This window comes from Paucilactobacillus suebicus DSM 5007 = KCTC 3549, assembly GCF_001434475.1.
Lineage (GTDB): Bacteria > Bacillota > Bacilli > Lactobacillales > Lactobacillaceae > Paucilactobacillus > Paucilactobacillus suebicus.
The window spans coordinates 1-12,909 of record NZ_AZGF01000027.1 but is presented as its reverse complement, the minus strand read 5'-3'; the positions used below and the strand labels follow the sequence as shown (position 1 = coordinate 12,909).

Annotated in this window: 9 protein-coding genes and 1 pseudogene; 6 read left to right on the top strand and 4 right to left on the bottom strand. The window is 38.2% G+C overall.

Annotated elements, in window-relative coordinates; all coding sequences use genetic code 11:
- Positions 1 to 327: 327 nt before the first annotated feature.
- Positions 328 to 834, top strand: coding sequence for a hypothetical protein (locus tag FD16_RS09640; RefSeq protein WP_010623136.1), 507 nt, complete (start codon positions 328 to 330; stop codon positions 832 to 834).
- Between the two features lie 265 nt (positions 835 to 1,099).
- Here FD16_RS09640 and FD16_RS13175 read toward each other — a convergent pair whose 3' ends face one another.
- Positions 1,100 to 1,942: a nucleoside triphosphate pyrophosphohydrolase family protein gene (locus FD16_RS13175; protein WP_010623137.1), complete on the bottom strand. Its 843-nt coding sequence runs from the start codon at positions 1,940 to 1,942 to the stop codon at positions 1,100 to 1,102.
- Positions 1,943 to 2,282: 340 nt separating this feature from the next.
- Between FD16_RS13175 and FD16_RS09630 the strand changes: the two genes are divergently transcribed.
- Positions 2,283 to 2,729, top strand: a complete 447-nt coding sequence (locus FD16_RS09630; RefSeq protein ID WP_010623138.1) for a MerR family transcriptional regulator — start codon at positions 2,283 to 2,285, stop codon at positions 2,727 to 2,729.
- 292 nt (positions 2,730 to 3,021) lie between these two features.
- On the opposite strand, the gene FD16_RS09625 is transcribed toward FD16_RS09630, so the two are convergent.
- The 3 genes from FD16_RS09625 to FD16_RS09615 form a co-directional block, all read right to left on the bottom strand.
- Positions 3,022 to 3,831, bottom strand: coding sequence for a hypothetical protein (locus FD16_RS09625; RefSeq protein WP_010623139.1), 810 nt, complete (start codon positions 3,829 to 3,831; stop codon positions 3,022 to 3,024).
- Positions 3,832 to 4,057: 226 nt separating this feature from the next.
- Positions 4,058 to 4,651 (bottom strand): hypothetical protein, encoded by a 594-nt coding sequence (locus tag FD16_RS09620; RefSeq protein WP_010623140.1) that lies wholly within the window; start codon positions 4,649 to 4,651, stop codon positions 4,058 to 4,060.
- Positions 4,652 to 4,736: 85 nt separating this feature from the next.
- A complete protein-coding gene (locus tag FD16_RS09615; protein WP_010623141.1) occupies positions 4,737 to 5,924 on the bottom strand; it encodes a helix-turn-helix domain-containing protein in 1,188 nt (395 codons plus the stop codon).
- A 180-nt stretch (positions 5,925 to 6,104) separates the two neighbouring features.
- Here FD16_RS09615 and FD16_RS09610 point away from each other — a divergent pair, with 180 nt between their 5' ends.
- From FD16_RS09610 to FD16_RS13360, 4 genes and pseudogenes are all read left to right on the top strand, one after another.
- Entirely contained in the window at positions 6,105 to 8,114 is a 2,010-nt protein-coding gene (locus FD16_RS09610; RefSeq protein ID WP_010623142.1) for a right-handed parallel beta-helix repeat-containing protein, read from the top strand.
- A 209-nt stretch (positions 8,115 to 8,323) separates the two neighbouring features.
- Positions 8,324 to 9,574, top strand: a complete 1,251-nt coding sequence (locus FD16_RS09605) for an MFS transporter (RefSeq protein WP_010623143.1) — start codon at positions 8,324 to 8,326, stop codon at positions 9,572 to 9,574.
- A 550-nt stretch (positions 9,575 to 10,124) separates the two neighbouring features.
- Positions 10,125 to 12,700, top strand: a pseudogene (locus FD16_RS13365) (KxYKxGKxW signal peptide domain-containing protein); the annotation flags it as partial.
- A 1-nt stretch (position 12,701) separates the two neighbouring features.
- A partial coding sequence (locus FD16_RS13360; RefSeq protein ID WP_420835644.1) for a mucin-binding protein occupies positions 12,702 to 12,909 on the top strand: 208 nt, incomplete at both ends.

Here is a 12,909-nt window from a genome sequence, read left to right as displayed (position 1 = left end):
TCAGTAGCCATAAGCTGAATGCAGATCCTTTTTCTATTCCTCAAAGCGTTACTAGAAAGTGCGTCTGGTAACACACACATCCTGGCATCCCTCGCTAAAACTCCGATTAGCAACAGGGATGTTTTTTATTGTGGACACTTGGAAAAACGTGATAAGATACTGTCAACGACATTTAATTTGATTTGTCTTATTGATTTTTAATGTTTAGTCATGGACGAAATCGGATTCCATGATAAAATAAAAGTTAATTCATACATTTAGTAAGTGATTGTGACATACATAGTGTTTCATTTAAATAAATGATTTATTTAGAATCGAGTGATTGAGATGGTTGAAAAAAACACGACTGACAAAAATAAATTAAAAAAATATCGTGGCATTTTATTCAGTGAATGTGTCGATGTAATTGACGAGCACGATAGAGTTGAAGTTGAACATCATCAAATTGGCCGTGAACAAGATGTCTGTTTATTGTGTAAGGAGTATATTCAGCTTCAAAGTGAAATTGGTAAAGTTGAGGAGTTAATTAAAAAAGCTCCTTTGCTGGATGATGAAACCAAGAAAAGTGCTGAAAATAAACGACAGCGATATTATTTTCTATGCCAGTATTTGAACCAGAGTGCATTTGTGGTTCGAGCTCAGAATCGAATTGAGGCTCAAAGTATTATTACAGATGATTCAGATCAACAAATTAAATCGGTTGAAAAGATTAACAGAAATAGAGCGTTTCAATTAATCGAGTTATTTGATGGTGCCTCAAGTAGAAAGAAGATTAATTTCTTAAAACACAATGCCAATTTTGAAGGAATTGTTTCGAAGATTATTTCGGCCTAAATCAGAGTGTCAAAAGTAACGTTTTGCTCCATTAATATAATGCACCCTCACTTAATCCCCGGGGTATGGGGATTGAGTGAGGGTGCATTATATTATGTGGAGCAGTTACTTTTGGCACGTTTCAGCGAAGCAAAATGGAAAAGCACAACCGACAATTAGGCGTAACCATTTGGTGAAAATACATAATACGCAAATTTGAACAGTTTTAGTAAATACATAAATAAGTTACCAAACGTATCCAATCATGATTGATCGATATTTTAAATTAGTATTTACGGCCACCATGTTTAAAAGCCCGGTGTTTATTAACTTCATTTTTCTTCTCTAGCACTTCTTGCATATCCCAACCATAGTAGTCGGCCATGTCTAGTATCCGAATAATACAGTCAGCAAGTTCAGTTGGTACACCATGTGGGTCGTCAGGATCGACATTTTTTCGGTCAGCCTGCAATGCCTCACTCAGTTCAGAGTGGGCTAGCGCAATTAAGGTTCCAAATTCATCAGGTTCGTTCCACCAACCATGGTCCACTGCGACTTGGTGGGCAGAATGTTGCAGTTGTCGAATTGTGAGTTCTGACCTTGACTGAGTAATATCAGGATTAAAGTTAATGCCATTTAATTTACAAAAACTATTTACGTATTCTGATTTGGTAGCAACCGTACAAATGTAAGGTATATCAAGCGTTGGATGATCGCTGTCGATATATTCAAGAATCCATTGTTGCAATTGTTGGTAGTCGGTTGGAAAAAATTCTTTTAACCGAAGCAATCCAGCTATGTATAGTACCAAGGACTTTTGAGATAATTTGTCATTTATAGCGGTCTTGATGTTACTGATTGTTTGTTCCGCAGAATCATGACTGTTTGTGTAGGCCGTTAAAAGGTCAACTGTGTAAAAATCGTAGCTATCTTTATAACTAACTGCTTCATATTCCAATGCAAGAGTTGCCATATCTAGTATTTTCTCATTACCATCAGGTATTACAAAACTTGGGTTGGTTTGCCAAACATTGGAATTATTGAATAGTTTGTTTGCATAGTCTTTTTCTTCTTGGCTAATATTAGGAACATTAATCGGCCAATTATTGAGTAGTTTAAATTTGTGCATATTTTTTTCCTTTCTGTTAGTGAAAATGTCAAAGTCATCAATTTCATGAAAGCTTGCGAATGGTCCGTTTGATAAAAATAGTGCGTTATTTTTATCATTCAGTTATTTAAAAATTGAAGATCATTATTTTTTCATATTAACACTAATAATTGATGTGGTGTTTTTAGTGTTAATCAGAGTATGATTTTTCACTGTAACATGGTTAAATAGTTAGTTTATATATTAATCTGGTGCACGCTTGTTAAGAAACAACTACTAATTTAAAAATTGTATCTAAAAAAAATAAAGTGTATTATGTAAAAAAATCCTAGAGCTACATCTAGCCTTACGGAGGTTCAAAATGACTTATACAATCAAAGAAGTTTCAGAAAAGGTAAACTTATCAATCTACACTCTCAGATTTTATGACAAACAAGGATTGCTACCATTTGTTGCTAGAAACCAATCCGGTTACCGTGAATTCACGGATGGCGACCTTAATTTAATTCATACGATTTGCTGTCTCAAAGATACGGGAATGAAATTAGATGATATTCGTCAATATATTAAGTACGTAATGGGTGGACCAGCAACCATTGAACAGAGAAAAGCTTTACTTAAAAAACACCGTCATGAAGTAGAGCTTCAGCAACAAAAGATTGCTGATAATTTAAAGGAAATTGATTATAAGCTTGACGTTTACGAAAATCCCCAAGCAAAGGAAATCGTGGCCCAGGAACTTCAATTTGTGACTAACGAAAAAATTGCTAATAATTTACCTAACCCATATCACGTGGTGGCTCAATAGAAAAATTGACGCAAAAAAGACATCCCCGTCGCCAATCGAAACTTGATTCAGGAATGCCAAAATGCGCCCACCATTCACCGCACTGTAAATGATGTGACAAAAAAATAGAAAGAAGGTTCGCAAAAACTCGGGAAAGGGGTCTCGAATTTGTGCTTTTTGTAACCAACCTGTCTCAATTGATCACGCTTACAATATAGCAACTAGTATACGGCTTATCAATAATATTATTAGTTATATATGTATGATAAATAAACAAAAAGCACACAGTTATTAATAAATTGTGTGCTTAGACTTATATTAACGGCATAATAATAATTGCGGCAATGACTAAAAACATAATTTGACTAGTGTGTTTGTTGCGCATAAATTCTTTGTGTTTTTCCTCATCACTTTGTTGATCGTATTTATCAGCCATTGCTTCAAGGGTCATTTGGGCGTTATTAAAATACATTCCTAAAGTAATGCGCTCGTTGATATCAAGTGGTTGCCACCATTCTTCATGCTGGTATTTTACGATCATTTTTTCGATATCAACAGAATGAATTTGACGCCAAGGTTTTGTCAAAAATGCGTAGTCTACGTTCAGTGGATCATAGGCGTTGTATTTGTTGTAAAAACTGAATCCACCAGTATTAATTTGTTCACCAATTCGTTTGCGAACCATATCAATGACGACTCGCGTCACGCTACCACGTAATGGCATCATATGTCGTAGACTAAATGGATACATTTGGTTGTTAGAAAACATTTCGTGGACAATAACTGCCATTCCACCAAATATTAACAGAATTAACGCGTTTGAAATAATTGAACGGATCATCGCTTGCCCAGTATATTGCAGTAACCAATCCGTTACGAATACATAAATAAACGGGGGTAGTGCGTAAGTTACAATCATTTTCATAACTTGAGAATGGCCCTCTTTGGTTTTTTGAGTGGCTTCTTGCACGGTATGAAAGTATTTAAGTGCCATAGAGATGGAGCCTTGGTATTCTGCTTCGTTGTTGTACTGTTTCATTAAAACGTAGTAGCTCCAGAGCAACATTGCCACGTTGATAATGATTAAGAATATTTTACCCATTTGTGGGGTGAGTGCTGCCATAAAAAGTTACCAACTCTTTTCCTTATTTCTTACCTCATTGTATCAAACCAGATAAGAGATTGCTGAAATGATACCTATTTTTCCCTAAATTAACATAAAAAGACCGCTCGCAATAATTACGAGTAAGAGTTTCCTTACTAATAATTATACGAGCGATCTTCAACGATCGGTTGGAAATAAAGTTGAGCACGCATCATACTGCGTTGAGCCGGTGAATGCAAATAATTTATACTTGGTATTTAACCAGTTCTTCTTGAACAGTTGCAACGAACTTTTGTGCTAAAGCAGTATCGTCACCGTGGACAGTGACTGGAATTGCATTGAATTTAAAATCTACCACGGCATCATGAACAACTAGCTTACTGACTGATGGGAGATCGTAAGTGGTTAATGTTTCCTCGCTCAGTAACATGATTTTTTTGTGTGTTGCCATTAGTAAACATTCTGATCCTTCGAATGTGCCAAACAGTGCCGTGATAATACGTTCGCTACCACGAATACTTAAACCGACGGCAGCAAGTTGCTCCTTAGAAACTTTGCTAACTGCGGCGGCTGAAACACCCGTTGCACTTAGTTGAATTTCAATTGAGGAGGCCTTTCTTTCGACTAATTTAGCTTGTTTGTCAATATCTCTGATTTGCTTTTTGATTTGACCTGATGTCATTTTGATTTTACCAAAATGCATTTGACCAGGTTGAATCTGTGCTTCTTTGTAACAACTGTTGCAAATTACCTCATCATTTTCAATTCGATAACGTGAATGTGGTGGGGTAATCTGTTTGCCACAGACGGCACACGTTTGGGTTCCTAAAATACTCATGGTAATCACTCCGATTTTATTTGTCATCCGCCAACTAACATATTAGTAAGCGGTATCATTAATGGTACTATCATAACATGGAAGACTACCCAATGTTAATCTTCAAAAAATTGTATAGATGCCAATCGTCGGTAGTATGTGGGTGAATCCTCGCTTGGCTGGGTGAAACACCAACGTATTTTTCAAATTCACGGGTTAAATGGGCCTGATCTGAGAAATTCATAATGGCGGCAATTTCAGATAATGGTAAATTCGTGGTTTGGAGGATTTCTAACGACCGATTGATTTTGACTAGCATTTTAAATTTTGAGAGGGGTACTCCAACTTCATTTTTGAACATATTAGAGAGATAGTGGGAGGAAATTCCTAGTTGATTACTTAATTGTTGGACCGTAATTCTAGTCTCAGGTTCGTTCATCAAAATTTCGTAGGCTCGTCGAACAGGTGCTGACAGATGCACGGATTTTAGCTGACTCACACGTTGAGCCATATCCCGTAACATCTTTTCAATCGTATTCATAACTTCGTCGTAGGTTTTGAGTGTTTCTAAGTTGCGCACGTAATGATCATTGAGAGAATAGGCTTGGTCATAATCCATACCACTATCAATGGCGGCACGCAGAGTGACTGAGGTGCAGATGATTCCCCAATCTTTAATATTGCGCAGATCGCTTTCATCTGACAAAATACCGATTCTGCCAGAATTTACCAGTCCGACAAATGCATCGTGAATCATTGAAGGCTTGCCAATCTCAACCGCAGTTTTGAGTGCTTTTTCGTATGCGTAACTGACGTGAGCACCTTCATCTTTAAAATTAACCAAAACGAGCTTATCGCTGAACTCGTCTGACGGAGTAGTTTGTTGAAATGCGGTTTCTAAATCATCATAAGTAAATGAAAGATCCAACATGTTGGTGAAAACAAGCAGTTGATTAATACATTGTTCACGCGGCAGTGGGTAGGAGTTAAGTAATTGTGGTAAGTAAATTGTTTTTTCTTGTTCCTTCATCTGAGTATTTGGCGTTGCATCTGTGAGCATTACTGGGCCAAAAATATAGCGAGAATCTTTTGAATTTACGCAGATGGAAAATAAATTTTGGCTATGTCGTTGAATGCTTAAAATTTGGTCACTCGGCATTTTTTTGATGATCGAAATATAAGCGGAAGTTAGAATATTACCCTGCTTAAAAACAATTTTGGGACTTCGGTCGGTTATTTTAAATTCAATTGCTGGCACCTCTAATGCCTTGATGTATAAGTGTTTTAAATCCATGGGTAGCTTTATCCTTTTCATTTTGTTCAAATTAAAAGTAATTTGTTCAAACATTTTTGGCAGCGCTTTCATACAATAGTAAATGTAAACATGATTAATGTTATACCATAGCGGGAGATCAATGCTAGGGGATCATGAAAGTGTTGGATGTTTTGAGTAAAAAGATGAGGAGATGTTATTGTGAAGATTTATGTTGACGCAAGTGCAATCTTTGACGGCAGTGGCACAAAGGAGCGACCTTTTAAGAAGGTTAGTGATGCCGCCAAAATGGCTATGCCGGGTGATGAAGTACTCGTATTTCCTGGGATTTACCGCGAGAATGTTAATCCAATTCACGCAGGCACGAAGGACGCACGAATCACGTATCGCAGTGTTGAACCATTGAAGGCAGAAATTACCGGTGCAGAACCAGTTAAGACTTGGGAGAAGTATCAGGACAATGTTTGGGTTGTTAGAATTAACAATAGTTTGTTCGGTTCATATAACCCGTACACCACCTTTGTTAGAGGTGACTGGTATAACGGCCCAGTAAGTAAGCATACTGGTGCGGTTTACCTCAATGATTTGCAATTATACGAGACACTCACATTAGATGAATGTATTAAAGGTGAGATTTATGCTCGTTCTTGGAATCAAAAAGATTCTGTGTACAAATGGTACACGGAACAAGATGAGGAGAAGAACGAGACTGTAATCTATGCCAATTTCCAAGGCCAAGATCCTAACAAGGAAAATGTAGATATTAACGTGCGTCGCGAAGTGTTCTGGCCACAAGAAACCGGAGTTAATTATATCACGGTCAGTGGCTTTAAGATTAACAAAGCTGCGACGACCTGGGCACCACCTGCATCATATCAAGACGGTATGATTGGACCGCACTGGTCGATGGGCTGGATCATTGAAGATTGTGATATTAGTCATAGCCGCTGTGCAGGTATTTCGCTGGGTAAGTATCGTGATGTTGAAAATGATCAGTACTTTACTTACAAACACGTGAAGAGTCCAACACAAATGGAACGTGACGCAGTTTGTCGGGGACAATATCATGGCTGGTTAAAAGAAAAGATTGGTCATCACATTGTTCGTCGCAACAACATTCACGATTGCGAGCAAGATGGAATTGTCGGACGTCAGGGTGGGGTATTCAGCCTGATCGAAGACAACCATATTCATCATATCAATAACATGCAGGAACTGGCAGGTGCTGAAATTGCTGGTATCAAGATGCACGCTGCGATTGATGTAACAATTCGTCGTAATCACTTTGATCATTGCACAATGGGACTGTGGTGTGACTGGGAAGCTCAAGGAACTCGAATCAGTCAAAACTTGTTTGATCACAACTATGCACCAGATGGCACGGCACCTCGTCTTGAAGGGGCGATGCCAAGCCAGGATATTTGGGTTGAGGTTAGCCATGGGCCAACGACAATCGATAACAACTTACTGTTATCTAAATCTTCATTGAAGATTCCAACAGAAGGCCTAGCCGTTATTCATAATATTATCTTGGGTTCATTTACCTTAGTTGGTGCTGGTACCGATTATCCTGGTGAGGGAGCTCTTCAACCACGGTTCACGCCATATCACATTCGTCACCGTACCGAAGTGGCCGGATTTCAAACGATTCTGCATGGTGATGATCGTTTCTACAACAACATCTTCATTCAAAAGTGGGCGGCTGACGATCCACATCCTGAAGAAAACGAAGAAGTTGGGACTGCAGTCTTTGATGACTATCCAACCTACGACGAATGGTACGAGCCATTCAAACGTTTGGAGGGCAAGATGGCCAAAGAAAATGATATGGCAGAATTACAAGTTGCCCAGTTTGCACACTTACCAGTTTGGGCCAGTGGCAATGTCTATCTAGATGGTGCCAAAGGCTGGAAGAAAGAAACCCATGCACTTGTTAACGACAAGGACAAGGTGGACTTTGAACTAACTGAACAAGATGGTAAGCCGGTTGTTAAGACTAATTTGTATGACTTTATCGGAGATTTTAGTAACAACATTATTGACTCAGATCTTCTTGGAGAAGCATTTGAACCAGAAGAACGATTTGAAACGCCTGATGGGGATGACATCACGTTCAATGAAGATTATTTTGGTAACCACCGTGGCGTATCAACGATCCCTGGACCGTTTGTAGATGGCAAGGTGTCATTAGATTCATTGTGGCAGGAGTAATCTAAAAATATTCAGTTAATAAAACTTTATAATTGAAAATTTACTAGTGGCAATGCTGTCATTAGAGGGGGACTCTTACTAGGAATGAGAACACTAAATTTATTTCTAGTTTTGAGCCCCTTTTATTTAGCAATAATTTTAGATAGTTTAGTTTGGACGCACAAAAAAGCATCACTGGTAATTTTCAATTTACTAGGAGGATGAAAATTATGGACGAAAAACAAGTAGCACCAGAGGCGGAACCTAAAGGTAAATTTCCTTATCGCCTAGGATTTGGACTATTGTTTGGATTATTGGGATGGTTAGTTCCGTACTTAGGTGTTAACTCGACTTTGCTACCAGCGAAGATCCAGCAAATTGCACCGGATCAAAAAGTACAAATTGTTGCCGTGTTAGCAACAATTGCGATGGTCGTTGCGACCGTAGCCAATATTATCGAAGGTGCGTTGTCAGATCGGACCGTTAGCCGTTGGGGTAAAAGAAATCCTTGGATTGTTCTGGGGATGTTCACAACATTAATTTGTTTCTATTTTCTGACAAAGGTAACAACAATTACGGGGATTATTGTTAACTGGTCATTGTTCCAAGTTGCATTGAACTTGATGGTTGCACCAATTGTGGCATTCATTGCTGATAAAGCGCCTAAAAAGTACAGGGGTTCCATTTCTGCCTTTTATGGTGTCGGGATGAATATTGGGACACCCGTTGGGACGATGATTGCGTCACAATACATTACCAGAATCAGCAGTGGGATTTATGTCTTCATGGTATTTGAAGTTATCTTTACCGTTATTGGTTTATTACTTGTTGGAGATGGTAGTAATAAAGGCGAAAAGGTAAAGAAACTTAAAGGATCAGAATTGTTGGAAGCATTTATTTTCCCAATTCATGGGGATGTGCGAGATTTCTATTTGGCCGTCTTTGGTAAGCTACTGTTTGTATCAGCGCAATTCGTCATCACGGGTTATCAACTTTATATTTTCGTAGATTATATGAAGTTATCTTCAGCCAATGCGACCGCGAACTTATCGATTATGTCGATGATTTTATTGATTACGGGTGTTTCATTCGCAATTCTTGGTGGACCGTTGGCAGATAAATTTCACAGTCTTAAGTTGTTAGTTGCTGTTTCGACCGTTGCCATGGGGCTTGGTGTTGCCATTCCGGCGATTGATCCTGCTCCCTGGACGATGTTTGTCTATGCTGGATTAAGCGGTGCGGCAATGGGAATGTATAATTCAGTGGATCAGGCCTTGAATGTTTCAGTATTGCCCAACCCTGATAATGCTGCTAAGGATTTAGGAATTGTTAACTTGGCTAACTCTCTTGGACAAGTTTTTGGACCAATCTGCGCATCGATTATTATTGGTGCAATTGGTTACAGAATGATGTTCCCAGCAGCTGGAATTATGTGCTTGGTTGGCGCAATCTTGATCTTGATGATTAAGAAAGTTAAATAATCTTTGTTTTCAATTTAATTATTTAACTTACAACTGGATCAATGTTTCGTTTTTAGCTTTTTAACAGTGTTAATTGTTTCGAGGTCCATCATTTTTTGATGGACCTTTTTATATGGATTAAAGCTAGTGTCAAAAAAATAAAAATATTCGTTGTCAAGGAAGCTACACACCTGATTAATGATATATAATTTTTATAGTGCAATAATTAAAATTGTTGTTTTTGGTAAGATTATCAAAATGATTTTTTTATTATTTTAGAAATGATAGACACAATTTAAAATGCGTATGTTGGTATCATTTTTACAGAGGGCGTTAAAATAAACTAATAGAGGCGGTAGATGGGGAGTTTCTTTAATAAGTTTTTTAATTAGTATGTATCTATATTAGTAATAAATACATATTAGTATTAGTTATACTATACGTTTATACTTTGATAGGTGAAAAATATGTACGAACATGTTGACTATGTACGTATGTAAGAATAAAATCGTTATGAATATAATAATGCTTCCATAATTAATTAAAGCAATACATCGGGAGGGGTCAAATTATGGTTTCAGATAAAAAAGTGCATTTTAAAATGTATAAGAGTGGCAAAAGTTGGTTAGTTGCAGGGATAGCGATTGCATCAATTTTTGGCTCAACTCTTGCTTTAGGGAACGATAAGGTTTCCGCAGATACCAATCAAACGAGCACAACGACACAAGAAAGTAGTGCTAGTTCTTCAACTAACAGTACAAGCGTGGTGTTGTCTGGAAGTGCAGACAACACGGCTGCTACTTCAACAAGTACCGCCAGTGCAAGTTCGGCATCATCTTCAGCTGTAAGTACTGATGCAGTATCATCAGCTACCAATGACAGTTCAAGTGCGAGCGCATCTTCAGCTAGTTTAAGTGCTTCAAGTGCAAGTCAAGCTACTAGTAGTGCAAGTACATCAGTGACTAGTTCTGGGTCCACTGTGCAAAGTGACTCTGGTGTCACGAATTCTAGTGCATCAGTGGCTAGTGAAAGTAGTTCTAATGACTCAAACGTTGTTGAGGTTGATTTAGGAAATACAACTCAGGAAACAATTGATTCAACTAAGGATACGATTGCATCATCGAATACGGATAATAGCAGTTTATTGGTTACTGGAGCATTGGCAACATCGGAGAGTGATGATACGTCAGATACTCCTCAAGATGGCAGTTTAACGGTTACTGAACCAATGCCAGCCGGTTTTACAGTTACTAGCGGAACCACAGCCGATGATTCCGGCAGAAATCCTGACGGCAAGTACTCAACCGCTTCTACAGGAGAAGATGCTACTGAGCATACAATTCTTGAAGTTGCATCAGTTACGCGAACTTCTGCGTATGATTCGGGTGGACGGTTGACCACAACGAGCAAGATTAATAACTATTTGGAAATTACAACTACAACTGATGAAGATGGTAACCAGAATTCCATTGTTGCCCACTTTATAACCACAACAGGTCAGGATACAGCAACTACTATTGCTGATGGTGCATCTGCAGAAATTGGGGGTTATTGGGAAGTTTATAATGATGATGGAAGTATTGATGTGGAAAAATCTTCTGATGTGCCAAAGGTATCTCAAGGAATTACAAGCAATGCCGATTTTATTAGTGATGGCATTATCGTTATATATAGTATATATCAAACAAAAGGCGCAACTAATGGTTCCACACCACAGACATTCAAGGATACCGCTGGTACCTTATCGACCAATTATAATGTATATACTAACGAATTTATGCCAAAGGTAAATTATGTTTATCAGACTACTCAGTATGTGGAATCTTTCCCAGATACAAACAATACATCAGGTACTGATGAGGTAAATGTAACTGATGTAGTCACTGGGCAGGATATTGATGAAGTTGTTCAAAAAGGGCAAGCGGGGGAAGAATATGACACTGCGGATCCTGTAGATATTGACGGATTTATTACTCCAACAGCTGCAGACGATAACAATGGTGAAGGTGTACTATCACCCTTTACAAGCGATGGCCAAGTCTTGAAAGTACTAGTGCATAATTCGACGGCGGAGTATGTAATAACGTATACAGTTGTTGATATTGCTAATGGAGTTTTGTCATATACGATTACTTCACCAGATGATGAAACTACTGTATATTCTTCGGGGACTTTAACAGGTGAGGGAGCAAGTACAAATGGAAATACGACTCCAGCAACTGCTTCCAGTGGAACAACGACGACGGTTGTTAGTCCGTTTATTCCGCAAACCTCAAACATTGTGTATACTTACGAACCTAAAACTACTACCGTTTCATTTCAGCATATTTTGGAAGGTACTGATGATGAACTAGCCGATGATACTACTGGAAGCAATTCAGCTTATTATACTGAAAATTATGCGGTTTCTTCTGTTAATGATTCAGATTTCAATATTACTGGATATCACATTGTTGGTTATGATCTAGGTGATGGTGTTGAGCAGGCATACAGCAGTGGGGATATTACAAAATTAATCGGACTGAATGACGTTGCCGATGGTAGTTCTGGAATTACGATTAAATTGTTTTATGCGGCCGACAATGAAACTGTCACTGTAAAACATGTTGATGAATCTGGTAGTCCAATATCTGAAGTTTCAGATACTACAATTACAGATGTATTTAAATATGGTGACACAATTACAAATGCGAAATTAAGCACTGCAGATGAAAATTACAATCCGTCTGATTATATATTGATGTCCACAGATATCAATCAACAGGTGTCAACGGGGAGTAATATTGTGACATTAACGTATGCTGACGCATACAACTTTACGGTAAATTATGTTGATCAAAATGGTGAATCTATCAATGATCAGGTTTCCGTTGATCCAAATCTTAATTTGAAAAATATTGCCGGTGGCAGTGTCACAATTTCGGTTCCAACGATTAACGGATATATTGCTGAGGATACGGATGAAAATGGTAAGCAATTTACTGTTTCGGATAATTCCTCTTCAAACGTTATAACGTTACACTATGTTGCTTCTTCAATTTTGGTAAATTATGACGAGCCTAAAACAGAAGGTGATCCAATAGATCCAAGTGATAGTAGTAGTCCAAAGTATCCCGCGGGTGTAGATGAGGATAGTTTGAATCAGATNAAGAATATTCAAGAAATGCCACAATTACAAACTTGGATAGTGCAGAACCAACAGTCACCTACGGTGATTGGACGCTGACAAGCAATAATGAAATCGCAGTTAGTTCACCGGTAGAGACGGGATACATGGCGGATACTAGTAGTGTAGCAGCGGGCAATGATCCAAGCAGTGTTGCCGCAGATGGCACGTTACCAAGTGACAGTACAGT